Here is a 17,991-nt window from a genome sequence, read left to right as displayed (position 1 = left end):
ACAGGGCCGAGCAGGCCGAGGGGGCTCGTCAACGGCTGAACGCCCGGCCCCGGTTGGGGTGACAACCGGCCGCTCCGGCAACCTCCCGCCGGGGCGGTCGCGTCGTGCCGCATATGACCCACGACATGGTTTCCGCCCTGCGCCCCCTGCTCGCCGCCGAGGCCTCGGCGGAGGCATATGCCTACGGCGCCGAACCGGGCGACCTGGAACAGGCCGTCTGGCTCCGCCTCCTGGAGCGCCTCGACTCCGACGGCCCGCCGGCCGACCCGCAGAACTGGCTCCGCCGGGCCGTCCGCTCCGAGGCCCGTCGCAACCGCCGTACCGCCCGCATCGAACAGCCCTACGGAGACCAGCCCGCGGCCGACGACGGGCCGGGCCCGGAACAGCTCGCCCTCACCTCCGCCCGGCACCGCGCCCTGCGGGAAGCGGTCCGTCGGCTGCCCGGCCGCTGCCCGAGCCTGCTGGAGGCCCTGCTGTCGCCCAAGGACCTCACATACCGGGAAATCGCGGGGGAGTTGGGTATCTCACAGGGAAGTCTTGGTCCGGAACGTTCCAGATGCCTGGGATGTCTCCGTCGTTTGCTGACGCCGGAGGTTGCGGCTCGCGAAGCGCGGGGATAGGAGTGAGGACATACGACTGAGCAGGTGAGCGGGAGGCGTGCACACATGGGCATGAGCGTGACCATCTCCGTGGCGACAGAACGGGACGCCGAACAGATCTTCCGGCTGCAGTACCTGTGCTTCCAGAGCGAGGCGGCTCTGTACGGCAACTACCGGATCGATCCGCTCGTCCAGACCCTGGACTCCGTGCGGGAGGAAGTCGGCGCGGACTGCGTCTTCGTGGCCCGGCTGGGCGAGGAGGTGGTCGGCTCGGTGCGCGGCACGCCGAACCCCGACGGCACGGCGGCCATCGGCAAGCTCTGCGTCCACCCCCGCCTCCAGGGCCACGGCATCGGAGCCCGCCTCCTGCGCGCGGCCGAGTCGGCGCTCGCGGAGGAACGCGGCGCCAAGAGGTTCCGCCTCAGCACGGGCCACCGCAGCGACAAGGGCCTTCGCCTCTACCGCCGCGTCGGCTACGAAACGGTGGGCACGGACAAGGGCACCGACGGCGTACCGATGATCGTCCTGGAAAAGCCGGCGGGAAGCTACGCGGCAACTGCCTAGACGAAGGTCCAGAGGGGCGCGCCCCTTAGGGGCGCGGGGAACTGCGCGACAAGCGCCCACGGGCCCGCAGTCGCGCAGAACCTCAGCCGGCCTCCCCCTGAGGCGACCGCGCTCGACGCAACCAGTACATCGCGGAGATCGGCAGCAGCACCGGAATGAACAAGTACCCCACCCCGTAGTCGGACCACACGGTCGAGTCGGGAAACGCGGACGGCTCGACCAGGGTCCACGTGCCCACGACCAACACCCCGACAAGCTCCCCGGCGCAACAGGCCAGCGCAGCGCGCCGCGCCGTCTCCCCACCCCGCACCAGTGAGTACGTGATGAACCCGTACACCACACCGGCGACAGCCGACAGCGAGTAGGCGAGCGGTGCGTGCCCGAACTCGGTCGAGATCTGCACGGCGGACCGCGACACCGCCCCGACCACCATCACGCCGTACAGCCAGACCAGCAGCATTCCCGGCCCGCTGATGAGTCGCGCCTTCTCTGCCGTGGCCATCTCACCCTCCCCAGATGTCATAGAGCCGCACCTCCAGCACCGCCAGCACCACACCGCCGGCGGCCACCGTCACCGAGCCCCAACGGGTGCGCTCCGCCAGCGACATGAACCCCGTCACCGGCACGCACGCCAGCGCGCCCAGCAGATACGCGACGAAGATCGTCGTACCCTGCTCCGGCTTCTCGCCCCGGGCGAGCTGGACGATGCCGACCACCAGCTGGACCGCGGTGAGCAGGGTGACCACGCCCATGCCGATGAAGTGCCAGTCCTTGGTGGGCTGATCGCGAGAGGCGGCCCAGCCGCACCAGGCGGCGAGCGCGAGAGCGGCGACGGCGGTCGCGACCGTCAGGGCATCAAGCATGCCGCGACCCTATTACGGCGCAAAATGCCTGGTGCGCTCGGCCCTGTCTCGCGCGGCCGGGGCGACAGCGGGTGACTGACCCGCGTCCACGGCTGTCCGGAATATGGACAACCATGGACGGACAGTTCTTGGCCGCGCCCATACGTCTGCTTTACTGATCGCATGACCACTACGAGCAGCCGCATCCTTGCGACCGAGGCGACCCTGACGCCCGGTGCTCGTTGTATGTGTCGAATGCGCGCCTTCTAGAGGGCCCCCGCACCACCCCCTGAGTCTCGCGCCCCGAAGCGAGCCGCCGTGGCATGTCCGTACGCCGCAGCCGTATGACTCCTGCGACTCATGCACAGGCATTCGCGTACGTGACCATCCCGAGCCGCGCACACCCCTTTCCCGTGTCCGGGCACACCCACGCCCGCGCACTCGACAGTGACGGAAACCCCTGTGATCACCACGTCCGGCCTCACGAAGGTCTACCGCTCGCGCGGTCGTGAAGTCACCGCCCTCGACGGTGTCGACCTGCACGTTCGCGAAGGCGAGGTGTACGGCGTCATCGGCCGGTCCGGCGCCGGCAAGTCCTCGCTCATCCGCTGCGTCAACCTCCTGGAACGCCCCACCGCCGGTACGGTCACCGTCGCCGGGCAGGACCTCACCGCCCTGGCCGGGCACGGGCCCAGGGCGGGCCGGGAACTGCGCCGGGCGCGCAGCCGTATCGGCATGGTCTTCCAGCACTTCAACCTGCTCTCCACCCGGACCGTCCAGGACAACGTCGAGCTGCCGCTCGAAATCCTCGGTACGTCGGGCGGGGAGCGGTCCCGCAAGGCGCTGGAGCTGCTCGACCTCGTCGGCCTCTCCGACAAGGCCAAGGCCTATCCGGCACAGCTCTCCGGCGGGCAGAAGCAGCGGGTCGGCATCGCCCGCGCCCTCGCCGGCGACCCCAAGGTGCTCCTCTGCGACGAGGCCACCAGCGCCCTCGACCCGGAGACCACGCGCTCCATCCTCCAGTTGCTGCGCGACCTGAACCGGCAGCTGGGGCTCACCGTGCTGCTCATCACGCACGAGATGGACGTCGTCAAGTCCATCTGCGACTCGGCCGCCCTCATGGAGAACGGCCGGATCGTCGAGTCGGGCACCGTCAGCGAGCTGCTCGCCACCCCCGGCTCCGAACTGGCCGCCGCGCTCTTCCCGGTCGGCGGCGATGTCTCCGGGGACGACCGCACGGTCATCGACGTCACCTTCCACGGGGACGCCGCCGCCAGGCCCGTCATCTCGCAGCTCTCCCGCACGTACAACATCGACATCTCGATCCTCGGCGCCGCGATGGACACCGTCGGGGGCAGACAGGTCGGCCGGATGCGCATCGAACTGCCGGGCGGTTACGAGGAGAACGTCGTGCCGGTCGGCTTCCTGCGCGAGCAGGGACTGCAGATCGATGTCGTCGAGCGGGCGGACCACGAGTCCGTGCTGGTGAAGGACGGTGCCAAGTGACCTGGTCCGAAATGCGGCCCCTGCTGGAGCAGGCGTGTGGGGACACCCTCTACATGGTCGGCTGGTCCACGCTGATCGCCGTCGTCGGCGGGCTTCCGCTGGGCATCCTGCTGGTCCTGACCGACCGCGGCGGACTTCTCCAGAACGTCCTCGCCAACAAGGTCGTCGGGCAGGTGGTGAACGTCGCGCGCTCGATGCCGTTCATCATCCTGATGGTCGCGCTGATGGGCTTCACGCGGGCCGTCATCGGCACGACGATCGGCCGTGAGGCCGCCATCGTGCCGCTCGCCATCGGTGCGATCCCGTTCTTCGCCCGCCTCGTCGAGACAGCTGTCCGCGAAGTGGACCACGGGCTCGTCGAGGCTGTGCAGGCCATGGGCGGCAACACCTGGACCGTCGTCCGCAGGGTCCTCGTACCGGAGTCCCTGCCCTCGCTGATCTCGTCGGCCACCACGACCGTCGTCGCTCTCATCGGCTACTCGGCGATGGCCGGCACGGTCGGCGCGGGCGGCCTCGGTGACATCGCCATCCGCTACGGCTACCAGCGCTTCGAGACCGGCCTGATGTGGATCACCGTGGCGATCCTCGCGGTCGTCATCTCGGTCATCCAGTTCGCCGGCGACCTCGCGGCCCGCAGGCTGCACCGGCGCGGCGGCGGTTCCGGGGCGGGGCCCGCACTCCGGCTGCCGAAGGCCAGGCCCGAGGAGACCGCGGCGACCGAGGAACCCGCCGCCGCGAACGTCGGCAAGGTCGTCTGACGGCTGTCCCGGATCCACCGGGTACCCAGCTCACCACTCCCACCCCACCCGCAGATTTCCCCGTACCACCCATCACGGGGACAGTCACACCCCTAGGGAAAGGCACTTTTCGTGCGTAACGTCATAAAGGTCACGACCACTGCCCTGGCCGCCGGAGCCCTCACCCTGGGTCTCACCGCCTGCGGCTCGGACAAGGACGCCGCCTCCGACACCAGCGGCCCCCTGGTCGTCGGTGCGAGCACCGTCCCGCACGCCGAGATCCTCACCTACATCAAGGACAACCTGGCCGAGAAGGCGGGACTCGACCTGGATGTCAGGGAGTTCACCGACTACGCCACACTGAACCCGGCGACCGAGGACGGGTCCGTGGACGCCAACTACTTCCAGAACCAGCCGTATCTCGACGAGTTCAACCAGAAGAACGGCACCGACATCGTGCCGGTCGTCACGGTTCACCTGGAGCCGCTCGGCCTCTACTCGAAGAAGCTGACGTCGGCCGACGAACTGAAGAGCGGCGCCACCATCGCCGTCCCGAACGACACGGTCAACGAAGCGCGGGCCCTCCAGCTCCTCGACGCGGGCGGGATCATCACCCTCAAGGACGGCGCGGGCAACGACGCGACCCCCAAGGACATCGCCGAGAACCCCAAGAACATCGAGTTCAAGGAGCTGGAGGCGGCCCAGACCCCGCGCTCCCTGGACGACGTCGACGCGGCGGTGGTCAACGGCAACTACGCCCTGGAAGCGGACCTCTCGCCCGCCGACGACGCCCTCGTCCCGGAATCCCCGAAGGACAACCCGTACGGCAATTTCCTCGCGGTCAGGAAGAGCAACGAGGACGACCCGCGAGTCGCGAAGCTGGCGAAGCTGCTCACCTCCGCCGAGGTCAGGAAGTTCATCGAGGACACGTACGACGGCTCCGTGATCCCCTCCTTCTGATCGGCTTCCGATCCGGCCGCCCGTCGGTACCCGCCACCTCGGTACTTACCGACACGTACGGGGTCCGCTCCCTCACCGGGTGTGGACCCCGTGATGCGGTTCCGGCGCCGCATGCTGCATGCTGGGCAGTTCAGCAGGCCTTGCAGGTTCGAAGGTTTCGAAGGTTACGGAGTGGCGCATGACGAGCACCTTCCCCAACATCTCCATCAGTACGGAGCGGTTGGTACTGCGCCCCCTCGACGAGGACGACATCCCCGCGCTGGCCGAGATGATGAACGACGAACAGGTCGCCACCTGGACCGACGTCCCCCAGCCCTTCACCGAGGACGCGGCCCACACCTGGATCACCGAGTACGCGCCGGCCGAACGCACCGAGGGCCGTGGCCTCGACTTCGCCGTCACCGAGTTCCTCACCCAACGCCTGGTCGGCATCATCCAGTTGTCCAAGACGGACTGGCACATCCGGTCCACCGAGCTGTCGTACATCATCGCCCCCTGGGCACGCGGCGAGGGCTACGCCTCCGAGGCCGCGCTCGCCACCTCCCAATGGGTGCTCGGCGACCAGAAGTTCGAGCGCGTCGAACTGCGCACGGCCGCCGACAACACCGCCTCCCAGCAGGTCGCCCAGAAGATCGGCTGTATCAGCGAGGGCGTCCTGCGCGGCGCCTGCATAGCCCACGTCCGTACCGAGGACGGCACCTGGACCGACGAACGCACCGACTTCATCGTCTGGAGCCTGCTCCCCGAGGACCTCGAAGGAGCCGGCGAGGAACTGGCCGACACCAGCGGTTTCACGTCGTACTCCGACTGGAACTGAACCGAGGGGGACGCGACCGGACACTCCGGGGACACCCGATACCCTCACGGAGTCCCGATACGGCCGAATCCGTACGGGATGCCCCCAGGTCCCCTCAGCTGCCCGACGACCGCGCCGAACCCTCTGGAGACTGACGACGATGGCCGACCGCGTCACGGTGATCGGCTGGGACGGCTCGCCCCTGAGCGCCACGGCGCGCTCCGCCCTCGGAGCCGCCACGCTGGTGGCCGGCTCGGCCCACCATCTCGCACTCCCCGAAGTGCCCCCGGCCGCCGAACGCGTCCGCCTCGGCAGCGTCGACCTCGCGGCCCCTCGCATCGCCGGCCATCGCGGCTCCGCCGTCGTCCTCGCCGACGGAGACCCCGGCTTCTTCGGTGTCGTACGCACCCTGCGCAACCCCGAGTTCGGCCTGGAGGTCGAGGTCGTCCCCGCCGTGTCCTCGGTGGCCGCCGCCTTCGCCCGCGCCGGCATGCCCTGGGAGGACGCCCAGGTCGTCGTCGCCCACCGCCGCACCCTGCGCCGCGCGGTCAACGTGTGCCGCGCGCACACCAAGGTCGCCGTCCTCACCTCACCCGGCGCGGGACCCGCCGAACTCGGCCTGCTCCTCGACGGAGTGCACCGCACCTTCGTCATCTGCGAGGAACTGGGCACCCAGCGCGAACAGATCACCGTCCTCACCTCCGACAAGGCCGCCGACCGCTCGTGGCGCGACCCGAACGTCGTCATCGTCATCGGCGGCCCGGCCACGTCGAGCGGCGACAGCGACTGGATCGCCGGCCGTGACCCGGCGGCGGGTCCACGCGGCTGGGCGCTGCCCGCCGAGGCGTACGGGCACGGCTCCGCCGGGTCTGCCGAGGGCGAGACGGAACTGCTGCGTGCCGCCCAACTCGCCCGTCTGGGACCGCGCGTGGGCGACCTCGTCTGGGACATCGGCTGCGGCAGGGGAGCCTTCGCCACCGACGCGGCCCGCAGCGGCGCAGCCGTCATCGCCGTCGACCGGAACGTGGATGCCTGCGCCCGCACCGATTTCACCGCCCGACGCTTCGGCGTCCAGCTCCAGATCGTGCGCGGCGAGGCCCCGCACGTCCTGGAGGACCTCCCCGAGCCCGACGTCGTCCGCGTCGGCGGCGGGGGAGCGGCGGTGGTCTCGGCGGTCGCCGACCGGCGCCCGCAGCGCATCGTGACGCACGCGTCGACCCGCGACGCGGCCGAACTGGTCGGCCGCGACCTGACCGAGCACGGCTACCGGGTCGAGTGCGCCCTCCTCCAGTCCGTCGAGCTCGACACCCGGGCCTGGACGGAGACGGAGCGGAGCGTCGCGTTCCTGCTCAGCGGAGTCCTGCCCGACCGTGCCCCCTGAGGGCGGTTGCGGTCCCGTGATCCTGTTGTCGTACTGCGCGCGGTAGGCTGGCCGACTGTTGCACTGCACTCGGTGGCCCGGCACTTCGTAGCCCAATGTCCGGAAAGCACACCCATTTTGGGGTGAGTGTGGTACGGCGGAACCGTTGGGGCGCGCAACGTGGCGCAGTCCACAGCGGTCCGTGGCGGATCAAGGTGCCGCTACGGCGGAACGGCCGCAAGAATGCCAGTTGATGGCGACAATGCCAGTTAGTGGCTTTGTCGTCTTTCTGGGACGGGTCGTTCGTGCCGCTGGGCGCGCATGCTCGTTCTTCACTACGGGGCGACCGGTGAGCCGTTACGGGCGAGCTGGTCGTAGAAGCACTAACCGATGGGCGAGGGGTACGCATGACCGACACCGGCCAGGTCCCGGCCGAGGGACTGCCGGAGAACGCAGGCATGGTGGAACAGCCGGGCGTTCCCACGCACGGTGCGTACACCTACCTCTCCGAGACCACCGCCGAGGACGAAGACCTGCTGCTGCTCCCGGGCGCCCAGAGCGCGTGGGGCAACGAGGTCGCTCCGCCCGCCCCGGCGCCCGTCGTCGAGGCCGTGCACGAGCCCGGCCCGCACGAGACCGGTGGCCGCGACAGCGGCTCGGTCGACCTGAGCGCCGTCCGTCTGGCGACCCAGAGCTCCGTCTCCCAGGTCGCGGCGCCGATCGCGCCCCGCCGCCCGCTCCACCTCGGCCCGCCGACTCCCGACGCCTCCACGAGCCCCGTCCGTTCCCTCGCCGACCGTGGCCCGGCGGGCATGCCCGCACCGGCACGCCAGTTCGGCACCCCCGCGCGGGCCCCCGGCCCCGAATACCTCGACGCGCCCCCTCTGCTGGCCGAAGCGGCCCCGCAGGGCGCGGCTCCGTGGGGCGCCCAGGCCCCGGCCCAGACGGCGGTACAGACCGCGCAGGCGCCGCTGGTGAGCGAGGTGGCGCACCCTGCGGAAACGGTTGTTCCGCTTCTGGCCGAGACCCCCGCACCGGAGCCGGCGCCCGAGACGGCCGAGGTCCCGGAGCAGGCGGAGCCCGAGCCGGCGCTCCAGGAGACGACTCCGGAAGCTTCGTACGAGGAGCCGGAGGGCGCTTACGAGACGCCCGAGCCCGCCGCTCCCTCGGCGGCCCACTCGCCGGAGAACGCGTACGCCTTCGAGACCCCCCAGAGCCCGGACTCCGACGTGGCGATTCCCGCCGCCGGGGACCCCGAGGTGGACGCCGCCTTCCCGGCGACCCCCGTGACCCCCGAGGCGGCGCACGCTCCGTACGAGACCGAGGGCGCCATGGCGCAGCCCGAGGACGCCCTGGTCGTTGCACCTGAGGCGGAATCCGTGGTCGCGGAGGCGGAACCCGTACTGGACGCGCCGGTCGCACCGGAGGAGCCGGCCGTACCTGACACGCAGCTCGTCCCGGACGTTCCGATGGCGTCGGAGGCCCAGTTCGCCCCCGAGGCCTACGAGGAGACCGCCGCGCAGATCGCCCCCCAGGCCGCCCCCGAGAGCGAGCCGCAGGCGCTGGACCCCGGCGCCTACGCCGAGGCCCCGGCCGCACCCGCAGGGGAGGTGGAGACTCCGTCCGTCGCGGAGGAACTCCCGCTCGCCCACTTCGTGGACCCCGCGTCCCAGCCGGCGGACAGCGCCGCCCAGGTCACCGAGGCCGGCACGCTCGCGGAACCCCTGTACGAGGCAGTGCCGGCGGAGGCGTCCGCTCCCGTAATGGAGTCCGTCGCCGTAGAAGGCCAGGCGGAAGAACAGACAGCAGAACAGACAGCAGAACAGACAGAAGGCCAGGCGGAAGGACAAGCAGCCGAACCCGAAGCCGCCTTCGGACAGGCCGCCCCGAGCGACCAGGCGCCCACTCCGGCAGGGCCGGCAATTCCCGACCCGGAACCGGTCGTCGCCGTCGTACCCGCCGCCGAGCAGTACACGGAACCCGGCGAGGAGCCCACCCCGTTCGCGGAGCCGGCCGAGCAGCCCGAACCGTTGGCGGAGCCGGCGTTCGCCGAGCCGGTGGGTGAGTTCGTTCCGGTGGACGGCACCGTGCCCACCACCCCGTACCTGGTCCCGACGCCCCCGCACGGGCTAGTCCTCCTCCCGGAGGACGCGCACACGCCCGCACCGGCGATCGCCCTCCGGACGCCGCAACCGGAGCCGGAGGCGGCGGAGGCCGAGGTCCCGGCTCCCCAGGAGGCGGAACCGACCCCCGAACCCGTGGCGGCGGCCCTGGATGAGGAGCCCGAACCCGCCCTCCTCGTCCCCGCCCCCGACCTCGACGCCGTACAGGTGGCACAGCAGGCGGAGGACCTCGACACGAGGGTCGCCGAGCAGGAAGAGCACGAAGAGAGCCCGGTCACGGCGGAGAACGTACGGGAGTCCACCGGCCCCGCCGCTCCCGGCTACGACGACGCCGAGCGCGAGGCCGTGCTCAAGGTGATGCGTGAGCGCCGGGACATCCGTAACGGATTCCGCAGCGACCCGATCCCGCACGACGTACTGCTGCGCGTGCTGGAAGCGGCCCACACGGCGCCGTCCGTCGGCCACTCCCAGCCCTGGGACTTCGTCGTGATCCGCTCGGCGGAGACCCGCGGCACGATGCACGAACTGGCCGAGCGTCAGCGGGAGGCGTACGCCAGGTCGCTGCCCAAGGGCCGGGCGAAGCAGTTCAAGGAACTGAAGATCGAGGCCATCCTCGACACCCCGGTGAACATCGTCGTGACCGCCGACCCGACCCGCGGCGGCCGTCACACCCTCGGGCGGCACACACAGCCGCAGATGGCCCCCTATTCCTCCGCGCTCGCGGTCGAGAACCTGTGGCTCGCCGCCCGCGCCGAGGGCCTCGGCGTCGGCTGGGTCAGCTTCTTCGACGAGCGCGAGATGGTCCGGGCACTGGGCCTCCCCGAGCACCTGGAGGTCGTGGCCTACCTCTGCGTCGGCTACGTCGACGAGTTCCCGGAGGAGCCCGAACTGATGCAGGCGGGCTGGTCCAAGCGCCGCCCCCTGTCGTGGGTCGTCCACGAGGAGACGTACGGCCGTCGCGCGCTGCCCGGTGCGGAGCCGCACGACCTGCTCGCCGAGACGGTCGCCAACATCCGCCCGCTGGACGCCAAGGCGCTCGGCGAGGCGTGGGAGCGCCAGAAGCGCATGACGAAACCGGCGGGCGCGCTCGGCATGCTGGAGATCATCTCCGCGCAGCTGTCCGGGTTGTCCCGGATGTGCCCGCCCCCGATCCCCGAGCCGGCGGCGGTCGCGATCTTCGCGGGCGACCACGGAGTGCACGCCCAGGGCGTCACCCCCTGGCCCCAGGAGGTGACCGCCCAGATGGTCGCCAACTTCCTCGGTGGCGGCGCGGTCTGCAACGCCTTCGCGAACCAGGTGGGCGCCGAGGTCTGCGTCATCGACGTGGGCGTCGCCTCGGACCTGCCCGCCACCCCCGGCCTGCTGCCCCGCAAGATCCGCGCGGGCACGTCCGACATGACGACCGGCCCCGCGATGACCCGCGAGGAGGCCAAGGCGGCCATCGAGGTGGGCATCGAGACGGCCCGTGACCTGGTGGCGGCAGGGAACAAGGCCCTGCTCACGGGCGAGATGGGCATCGCGAACACCACGGCGTCGGCGGCCCTGATCTCGGTCTTCACGGACACTGACCCCGCCGAGGTAACGGGCCGGGGCACCGGCATCAACGACGAGACCCTCGCCCGCAAGACCGAGGTGGTCCGCCGTGCCATCGACTTCCACCAGCCGGACCCGGCCGACCCGATCGGCGTCCTGGCGGCGATCGGCGGCTTCGAACACGCGGCCATGGTCGGCCTGCTCCTCGGCGGCGCCTCACTCCGTACGCCGGTGATCCTGGACGGCGTCAGTGCCGGCGCCGCCGCCCTGGTGGCCCGCGCGATCGCCCCCGAGGTGCTGGCCGCGTGCATCGCGGGCCACCGCAGCGCGGAACCGGGCCACGTGGCGGCACTGAACAAGCTGGGCCTGCGCCCCCTGATCGACCTGGACCTGCGCCTGGGCGAGGGGACGGGCGCGCTGCTGGCCCTCCCGATGGTCCAGAGCACGGCGAGGGCGATGCACGAGGTGGCGACGTTCGACTCGGCGGGGGTAACGGAGAAGTAGGGCTTCTTCTCGGCGGCGCCGCGCGGCTGTGGTCAGTCGTTCCGCTGGGGCGATGGGGAAAGTGGGCACAGCCGCAAACGGACCCGCACACACGGGGTCCGGGGGCAGAGCCCCCGGTTTCGGGAAGGGGTGGGCCTGGGGAAAGAGAACCCCCCACCCCCAGCCCCCACTCCCCCCGCACCGTAAAATGCCCACGTCAGGGCCCACGCCAGACCACAGGCCCCCGATCAGAACGACCCGCACGAGGGAGCCGCACCCCCATGGCAGAACACCCCGCCTACCCCGTAGGCCTCCGCCTCACCGGCCGCCGAGTGGTGGTCCTGGGCGCCGGCCAGGTGGCCCAGCGCCGCCTCTCCGCCCTCATCGCGGCGGGCGCGGACATCCTCCTCGTGTCGCCGGAGGCAACCCCCTCCGTGGAGGCGATGGCGGACGCGGGCGAACTCGCCTGGGTGCGCCGCCCCTACGCGGACGGCGACCTGGCGGATGCCTGGTACGCCCTGATCGCGACCAGTGACGCCCAGGCCAATGCCCAGGCCTCCGCCGAAGCCGAACGCCTCCGCGTCTGGTGCGTCCGCTCCGACGACGCCGACGCGGCGACGGCCTGGACCCCGGCCACCGGTCACAGCGAGGGCGTCACGGTCGCCGTTCTCACCACGGACGCCAAGGGCCGCGACCCCCGCCACACCGCCGCCATCCGTGACGCGGTCGTCGAGGGCCTGCGCGACGGCACACTCGTCGCGCCCCACCACCGCACCCGCGCCCCCGGCGTCGCCCTCGTCGGCGGCGGCCCCGGCGACCCGGACCTGATCACGGTCCGGGGCCGCCGCCTGCTCGCCGAGGCGGACGTGGTGATCGCGGACCGGCTCGGCCCGCGCGACCTCCTCGCCGAACTGCCCCCGCACGTCGAGGTGATCGACGCCGCGAAGATCCCGTACGGCCGGTACATGGCCCAGGAGGCCATCAACAACGCGCTGATCGAACACGCGAAGCTGGGCAAGCGGGTCGTACGGCTGAAGGGCGGTGACCCGTACGTCTACGGCCGGGGCATGGAGGAGGTCCAGGCGCTGGCCGAGGCGGGTATCGCCTGCACGGTCGTCCCTGGCGTCTCCAGCTCGATCTCGGTCCCGGGCGCGGCCGGCATCCCGGTCACACACCGCGGGGTCGCCCACGAGTTCACGGTGGTCAGCGGCCATGTCGCCCCCGACGACGAACGCTCCCTGGTGGACTGGCCGTCCCTCGCGAAGCTGACCGGCACGCTCGTCGTCCTCATGGGCGTCGACAAGATCGGCCGGATCGCGGAGACCCTGGTCGCGCACGGCAAGTCCCCGGACACCCCGGTCGCCCTGGTGCAGGAGGGCACGACAGCGGCCCAGCGCCGTGTCGACGCGACCCTTGCGACGGTCGCCGAGACGGTCCGTACGCAGGACGTGAAGCCCCCCGCGGTGATCGTGATCGGCGCGGTGGTGAACGTAGGCCCGGAGGCATTGGTGTAACCCCCGGTAACGTAATCCGTTCCCAGCCGTTGGCACCGCACTCAGGACAAGGCAGTATCACCTCTGTGGCCGATCTCATCACCGTCGAGGACCCCGACGATCCGCGTCTGCGCGACTACACGGGCCTGACCGACGTCGAACTGCGCCGCAAACGCGAGCCCGCGGAGGGCCTTTTCATCGCCGAGGGCGAGAAGGTCATCAGGCGGGCCAAGGACGCCGGTTACGCGATGCGCTCGATGCTCCTGTCCGCGAAGTGGGTCGACGTCATGCGCGACGTCATCGACGAACTCCCGGCCCCGGTCTACGCGGTCAGCCCGGAGCTCGCCGAACGCGTCACCGGCTACCACGTGCACCGCGGCGCCCTCGCCTCCATGCAGCGCAAACCGCTCCCGACGGCGGACGAACTCCTGCAGACCGCACGCCGGGTGGTGGTCATGGAGTCGGTCAACGACCACACCAACATCGGCGCGATCTTCCGCAGCGCCGCCGCCCTCGGCATGGACGCGGTCCTGCTCTCCCCGGACTGCGCGGACCCGCTGTACCGACGCAGCGTCAAGGTCTCGATGGGCGCGGTCTTCTCCGTCCCGTACGCCCGTCTGGACACCTGGCCCAAGAGCCTGGACTCGGTCCGCGAGGCGGGGTTCACGCTCCTGGCCCTCACCCCCGACGAGAAGGCCAAGACCCTCGACGAGACGGCCCCGCACAAGATGCAGCGCGTCGCCCTGATGCTCGGCGCGGAGGGCGACGGCCTCTCCACCCAGGCCCTGGTGGCCGCCGACGAATGGGTCCGCATCCCGATGGCCCACGGCGTCGACTCCCTCAACGTGGGCGCGGCGGCAGCGGTCGCCTTCTACGCGGTGGCAACAGGTCGCCCGCATCCCTGAGCTGCGTGAGTTCCAAGACCCGGGTGGCGTGGGAAACGCGGGTGCGGAAGCGCGCCCTCAGGGGCGCGGGGAACTGCGCGACAAGCCCCCACGGGCCCGCAGAGAAAGCACCGCCTATCCGGCGGAGTGCACCTGCACCTGCTGCTGCCCGTTCCCACTACGGCCGCTGTCGTCCCCGAGCCCACGGCTGGGTCCCTGGCACCCCTGGGCCGCCGCGATCCCCAGGGCCACCAGCAGCGTCACCACGACGAACACGAACAGCCGCTGTCGCAGCAGCCGCGGATTGGCGGGCCGCCGTCCGGTCCCCGTGCCACGCGGCGCCGGACGCCCGGCGCCACTGCGCGGACCCGGACGGTTCGTGTTCCGTGTGCCGGGCACCGGCCGTCCCCCGGAACGCGACGACGCGGCACCACCGCGCGAGGCCCCGCCACCCCGCGACGGACTGTCCCCCCGCGAGCCACCGCCGCCGGCCCGGGACGGCATGCTCCCGCGGGACCCGGACGTACCCGAGGCGGGCCCCTGCGGACGCCGCTGGGACGGGGACGAGGACGAGGGCTGCGAGTGGGGCTGGGTCTGGGAGTGATAGGGGGGCCGCTGGTCCGGATAGCTCTCGGTGAGCCGCCCCGTCGGCCGCTCCGCCTCGGCGTCACGCGGCCCGGGCGGCCGTGCGTCCGCCATGCCCTGCGCCTCGCGCGCCGCGATCTCCTTGAGTCGCAACGACAGTTGGAGCGTGCTGGGCCGCTCCTCCGGATCCTTCGCCAGGCACGCCCGTACGAGGGGTGCCAGCGCGTCCGGAACACCCTGCAGGTGAGCCTCCTCGTGGACCACCCGGTACAGCATCACCTCGGAACTGCCGTGCCCGAAGGGCGAGTCGGCCATCGAGGCGTACGCGAGAGTCGCGCCCAGCGAGAACACGTCCGTGGCCGGCGTGACAGTCGCCCCGCGCACCTGTTCGGGCGCGAGGAAGCCGGGCGAGCCGACCGCGGTACCGACATGTGTGAGGGTGGAGGCCCCCGTCGCCCAGGCGATGCCGAAGTCGATGATCCGCGGCCCCTTCGGGGACAGCAGGATGTTGGACGGCTTGAGATCCCGGTGCACGACACCTGCCTCGTGCACGGCGACCAGCCCCTCGGAGAGGGCGGCCCCGATGGAGGCGACGTCGGCGGCGCTGAGCGGCCCCTCGTCGACCACCTTGTCGTGCAGGGAGGGGCCGGGCACGTACTGCGTGGCGAACCACGGCCGGTCCGCGTCCAGATCCGCGGCGACGAGCCGCGCCGTGCACCCGCCCCTGATCCGCCGGGCCGCCGAGACCTCGCGCGCGAACCGGGAACGGAACTCCTGATCCTCCGCCAGATCGGGCCGGATCACCTTCAGCGCGACCCGCTGCCCCCGCTTGTCGGAGCCCAGGTAGACAACGCCCATCCCGCCCGCGCCGAGCCGTCTGTGAAGCCTGAACGAGCCGACGACACGCGGGTCCTCGCGCCTCAGGCGCATCATCGCCATGTTCATCCCCGCTGCCCGGTCCGTTTGACGAGCGACAGCTTACGTTTCCACGGCCGGGTGCGCGCAGAGGCCGCGCCCTCTCGTCCCGATGGATTGTCAGTGCCGGGTGGGAGACTTGAAAGGTGGTCAGGGAGCACGCGAACAGGGCGGCTTGACTGGCCGCGTGATCCCAACCACCCGTCGCAGAAGGGGGATTGGACCCGTGAAGGGTGACCGCGTGGAGATAGTGGTGGATGCCGGGGACACGACACGTACGTATGAGGTGGTGGCCAGCAGGGCGGGCCGCAGGGTGGAGACGGCGGTGCGCCGAGGTGTCGTGGAAGTGAGCGAAGTCACCAGGAACGGATCAGTCGTCCGCACAGCCCGCTTCATGGCGAACCGCGTCCTGGCGCTGGTCGAGCAGCCGGTGCCGAGGGAGGACAGCTCGGAACAGTAGGGACACACCGGGCACCCCTTCCGGGAAGACCCTGAGACGGAGGACTCCGTCTCCACCCAGGGGAGTACTCCGCAGGTCACAGGTCATCCTCCGGGAGGCCCGGCAATCGGTACGAGGGCATGACGACCGGAGCCCCTCGGCAGCCTAGATTTGAGGTCAAGCGGCGGGTGCAGCACTCGTCCCCCGAGGTCAGACACTCGCCGCTGCCAACCAACAAGAGAACGGTCAGGAGAGGGACCATGGCCCACACGGCATCGCGGACGGCGCTCCGCACACAGGGACGCAAGGCGTACATCGCCGCGTTCCGCCCGCGCCGACAGGGCCAACGTCACCCGCTGGTGGCGACGGCCATGGTCCTCCCCCTGGCAGCCCTGCTCGTGGTCGTCTTCGGCGGCTGGGAAGCAGTGGTCACACAAGCGTCGTCCGTGGGAGTGATGCTGGGGCGCTGAGCGGCGACCCCAGGCCCGGAAGAGCGGTCCGGGCGGGGACATCCACCCATGAAACCCCGTGGGGACGGGGGTGCGGCGGACGGCAAAAAATGCCCGCGCAGCTGGGGAGCTGCGCGGGCATTGCCTTGCCCTTTTCAGCCCACGTCCAGGCAATTCAGCCCGTCCGGCGTTTGAGGACGAGGCCGTCCAGGCCGAAGGGGGTCCAGGGTGCACAGCCCCTGGCGGGGTCGAAGGGGCGGAGCCCCTGGGGACGGGACGGGTAGGGGCGGCGGGGGCGAAACACCCCACCGCAACCGCCCCCGTACCCTCGCGACCAGACCCACCCACGCTTCAGGGAGCCCCGTGACCGCCACCCCCTTGCTCTCCGACCTCACCACCCGAGCCAAGGCCAAGGCCCATTCACGCACCCACCCCCGCTCCTGCCCCTGCGGCGCAGCCACCCTCACCGACCGCCCCGACGGCACCGTCGTCCGCCACGCCGACACCGTCGCGAAGGCACACGCCCCGGACACCGCCCGCACCGAACTCACCGCCCGCCTCACCGTCGCCGCCCGCCTCCCCGGCGTACTCCTGCCCCCGCTCACCCCGACACCCGTCGACCTGCACGGCAGGCTCGTGACGTTCTGGCCCTACGGCGACCCGGTCGACCCGGAGAACCCGGACGCGGCCCCCTGGGAAGAGGCCGCCACCCTGCTCGCCCGCCTCCACCGGAGTCCCGCCCCGCCCGGCCTGCCACCCATGCGCGGTCCGGCCAAGGCCGCCCGCGCCATCGCCCGCCTCCGGGCCACCATCCCGCAGCCGGCCACCGAGCCCGTCCTGCGCGCCTGGGCGGCCCTCCCGGCCTGGGCCCGAGCCGAGGCCCCCATGCCCGGCCTCCCCGGCCAACCGCTCCGCCCGACCCTCTGCCACGGCGACCTCCACCTCGGCCAACTCGTACGCCACCCCGCCCCGGACGGCCCCTGGCTGCTCATCGACGTCGACGACCTCGGTGTCGGCGGCCCCGCCTGGGACCTGGCCCGCCCGGCCGCCTGGTACGCCTGCGGACTGCTCCCGCCCGACGAGTGGACCCGCTTCCTGACCGCCTACCGCGCGGCGAGCGGCCCGGCCGTACCCGCCGACGGCGACCCCTGGCCCGCCCTGGACGTCGCCGCGCGCGCCCTCACCGTGCAGACGGCCGCCCTGGCGATCGTCAAGGCGACGGCGGCGGACCGCCCGCTGGACGACGTTCAGCAGGCCGTGGTCGACGCATGTACCCGAATGGGTTCCTGACCGCACGAGTTGACCCACGAATACACGAAGTAGGGTGCAACCGACCGGAGCCGGACAGAGTCTGTCCTGGCGAGAGCGAAACCCGGATCAAGAAGCAGTACCGACGGCGAGGAGTTGAGCCGAGCATGCAGTGTCCGAAGTGCCATGCGCCGATGCACACGTACAACCGCAACGGGGTCCAGATCGAGCAGTGCAGCGGTTGCCGGGGGATCTTCCTCGACTACGGCGAGCTGGAGGCGCTGACCCGCGTGGAGTCCCAGTGGGCGGGGCCCGCCGCCCCGCCGCCCCAGCAGGGCTACCCGGCCGCTCCCGCACCCGCCTGGGGTGCCCCGCAGGGCGGCCACCACGGCGGTCACGGCGGTCACTACGGCAACAAGCGCCACAAGAGCTTCGGCCACATGCTGTTCTCCAGCTGACCGAACGACTGGCTGGA

General features: G+C 71.5%; 17 protein-coding genes. 14 read left to right on the top strand and 3 right to left on the bottom strand.

The features are described 5' to 3' along the window. The first annotated feature begins 113 nt into the window (after nucleotides 1-113). Nucleotides 114-620: an RNA polymerase sigma factor gene (locus IEY89_RS06370; protein WP_189146268.1), complete on the top strand. Its 507-nt coding sequence runs from the start codon at nucleotides 114-116 to the stop codon at nucleotides 618-620. Between the two features lie 45 nt (nucleotides 621-665). After that, complete coding sequence (locus IEY89_RS06365) at nucleotides 666-1,163, top strand: GNAT family N-acetyltransferase (protein ID WP_189146267.1); 498 nt, start codon at nucleotides 666-668, stop codon at nucleotides 1,161-1,163. Between the two features lie 82 nt (nucleotides 1,164-1,245). Here the strand turns inward: IEY89_RS06365 and IEY89_RS06360 are convergent, their stop codons facing one another. Then, a complete protein-coding gene (locus IEY89_RS06360; RefSeq protein WP_189146266.1) occupies nucleotides 1,246-1,686 on the bottom strand; it encodes a hypothetical protein in 441 nt (146 codons plus the stop codon). Then, nucleotides 1,667-2,026 carry a hypothetical protein gene (locus IEY89_RS06355; RefSeq protein ID WP_189146265.1) on the bottom strand — a complete coding sequence of 120 codons (360 nt, stop codon included), beginning with the start codon at nucleotides 2,024-2,026 and terminating at the stop codon, nucleotides 1,667-1,669. The genes IEY89_RS06360 and IEY89_RS06355 overlap by 20 nt, the downstream gene beginning before the upstream one ends. Before the next feature lie 441 nt (nucleotides 2,027-2,467). Between IEY89_RS06355 and IEY89_RS06350 the strand changes: the two genes are divergently transcribed. From IEY89_RS06350 to IEY89_RS06315, 8 genes are all read left to right on the top strand, one after another. After that, nucleotides 2,468-3,511 carry a methionine ABC transporter ATP-binding protein gene (locus IEY89_RS06350; protein ID WP_189146264.1) on the top strand — a complete coding sequence of 348 codons (1,044 nt, stop codon included), beginning with the start codon at nucleotides 2,468-2,470 and terminating at the stop codon, nucleotides 3,509-3,511. Beyond that, nucleotides 3,508-4,269, top strand: coding sequence for a methionine ABC transporter permease (locus tag IEY89_RS06345; RefSeq protein ID WP_189146263.1), 762 nt, complete (start codon nucleotides 3,508-3,510; stop codon nucleotides 4,267-4,269). Before IEY89_RS06350 ends, IEY89_RS06345 begins: the two co-directional genes overlap by 4 nt. 111 nt (nucleotides 4,270-4,380) lie before the next feature. After that, complete coding sequence (locus IEY89_RS06340; protein ID WP_189146262.1) at nucleotides 4,381-5,208, top strand: MetQ/NlpA family ABC transporter substrate-binding protein; 828 nt, start codon at nucleotides 4,381-4,383, stop codon at nucleotides 5,206-5,208. A gap of 178 nt (nucleotides 5,209-5,386) precedes the next feature. After that, nucleotides 5,387-6,025 (top strand): GNAT family N-acetyltransferase, encoded by a 639-nt coding sequence (locus IEY89_RS06335; protein WP_189146261.1) that lies wholly within the window; start codon nucleotides 5,387-5,389, stop codon nucleotides 6,023-6,025. 139 nt (nucleotides 6,026-6,164) lie between these two features. Continuing rightward, on the top strand, nucleotides 6,165-7,385 hold the full coding sequence (cbiE, locus tag IEY89_RS06330) for a precorrin-6y C5,15-methyltransferase (decarboxylating) subunit CbiE (RefSeq protein WP_189146260.1): 1,221 nt from the start codon (nucleotides 6,165-6,167) through the stop codon (nucleotides 7,383-7,385). Nucleotides 7,386-7,771: 386 nt separating this feature from the next. Then, complete coding sequence (gene cobT, locus IEY89_RS06325) at nucleotides 7,772-11,524, top strand: nicotinate-nucleotide--dimethylbenzimidazole phosphoribosyltransferase (RefSeq protein WP_189146259.1); 3,753 nt, start codon at nucleotides 7,772-7,774, stop codon at nucleotides 11,522-11,524. 260 nt (nucleotides 11,525-11,784) lie between these two features. Beyond that, entirely contained in the window at nucleotides 11,785-13,017 is a 1,233-nt protein-coding gene (gene cobA / locus IEY89_RS06320) for a uroporphyrinogen-III C-methyltransferase (RefSeq protein WP_189146258.1), read from the top strand. A gap of 65 nt (nucleotides 13,018-13,082) precedes the next feature. Continuing rightward, the gene (locus tag IEY89_RS06315; RefSeq protein WP_189146257.1) at nucleotides 13,083-13,901 is read left to right on the top strand and encodes a TrmH family RNA methyltransferase; all 819 of its coding nucleotides are present in this window, start codon (nucleotides 13,083-13,085) and stop codon (nucleotides 13,899-13,901) included. A 114-nt stretch (nucleotides 13,902-14,015) separates the two neighbouring features. On the opposite strand, the gene IEY89_RS06310 is transcribed toward IEY89_RS06315, so the two are convergent. Then, nucleotides 14,016-15,410 (bottom strand): serine/threonine-protein kinase, encoded by a 1,395-nt coding sequence (locus IEY89_RS06310; protein ID WP_189146256.1) that lies wholly within the window; start codon nucleotides 15,408-15,410, stop codon nucleotides 14,016-14,018. Nucleotides 15,411-15,606: 196 nt separating this feature from the next. Between IEY89_RS06310 and IEY89_RS06305 the strand changes: the two genes are divergently transcribed. The 4 genes from IEY89_RS06305 to IEY89_RS06285 all read left to right on the top strand — a co-directional run bounded on the left by IEY89_RS06305 (nucleotide 15,607) and on the right by IEY89_RS06285 (nucleotide 17,974). Next, nucleotides 15,607-15,840: a DUF8836 family protein gene (locus IEY89_RS06305; protein WP_044472070.1), complete on the top strand. Its 234-nt coding sequence runs from the start codon at nucleotides 15,607-15,609 to the stop codon at nucleotides 15,838-15,840. A 239-nt stretch (nucleotides 15,841-16,079) separates the two neighbouring features. Continuing rightward, a complete protein-coding gene (locus IEY89_RS06300; protein WP_006375967.1) occupies nucleotides 16,080-16,289 on the top strand; it encodes a hypothetical protein in 210 nt (69 codons plus the stop codon). Nucleotides 16,290-16,631: 342 nt separating this feature from the next. Then, entirely contained in the window at nucleotides 16,632-17,558 is a 927-nt protein-coding gene (locus tag IEY89_RS06290; RefSeq protein WP_189146255.1) for a phosphotransferase family protein, read from the top strand. A gap of 125 nt (nucleotides 17,559-17,683) precedes the next feature. Further along, entirely contained in the window at nucleotides 17,684-17,974 is a 291-nt protein-coding gene (locus tag IEY89_RS06285; protein ID WP_189146254.1) for a TFIIB-type zinc ribbon-containing protein, read from the top strand. The last annotated feature ends 17 nt before the right edge of the window (nucleotides 17,975-17,991 follow it).

Source organism: Streptomyces lacrimifluminis, assembly GCF_014646095.1.
GTDB classification, from domain to species: domain Bacteria; phylum Actinomycetota; class Actinomycetes; order Streptomycetales; family Streptomycetaceae; genus Streptomyces; species Streptomyces lacrimifluminis.
Note: the sequence above shows the minus strand (reverse complement) of the source record. Positions and strands in the feature narration are given on the sequence as shown.

Bases quoted from the DNA above. Each gene is read 5' to 3' on its own strand.
- IEY89_RS06370 (WP_189146268.1), top strand. From the start codon at position 114: ATGACCCACGACATGGTTTCCGCCCTGCGCCCCCTGCTCGCCGCCGAG.
- IEY89_RS06365 (WP_189146267.1), top strand. From the start codon at position 666: ATGGGCATGAGCGTGACCATCTCCGTGGCGACAGAACGGGACGCCGAA.
- IEY89_RS06360 (WP_189146266.1), bottom strand. From the start codon at position 1,686: ATGACATCTGGGGAGGGTGAGATGGCCACGGCAGAGAAGGCGCGACTC.
- IEY89_RS06355 (WP_189146265.1), bottom strand. From the start codon at position 2,026: ATGCTTGATGCCCTGACGGTCGCGACCGCCGTCGCCGCTCTCGCGCTC.
- IEY89_RS06335 (WP_189146261.1), top strand. From the start codon at position 5,387: ATGACGAGCACCTTCCCCAACATCTCCATCAGTACGGAGCGGTTGGTA.
- cbiE (WP_189146260.1), top strand. From the start codon at position 6,165: ATGGCCGACCGCGTCACGGTGATCGGCTGGGACGGCTCGCCCCTGAGC.
- cobT (WP_189146259.1), top strand. From the start codon at position 7,772: ATGACCGACACCGGCCAGGTCCCGGCCGAGGGACTGCCGGAGAACGCA.
- cobA (WP_189146258.1), top strand. From the start codon at position 11,785: ATGGCAGAACACCCCGCCTACCCCGTAGGCCTCCGCCTCACCGGCCGC.
- IEY89_RS06310 (WP_189146256.1), bottom strand. From the start codon at position 15,410: ATGAACATGGCGATGATGCGCCTGAGGCGCGAGGACCCGCGTGTCGTC.
- IEY89_RS06300 (WP_006375967.1), top strand. From the start codon at position 16,080: ATGGCCCACACGGCATCGCGGACGGCGCTCCGCACACAGGGACGCAAG.
- IEY89_RS06285 (WP_189146254.1), top strand. From the start codon at position 17,684: ATGCAGTGTCCGAAGTGCCATGCGCCGATGCACACGTACAACCGCAAC.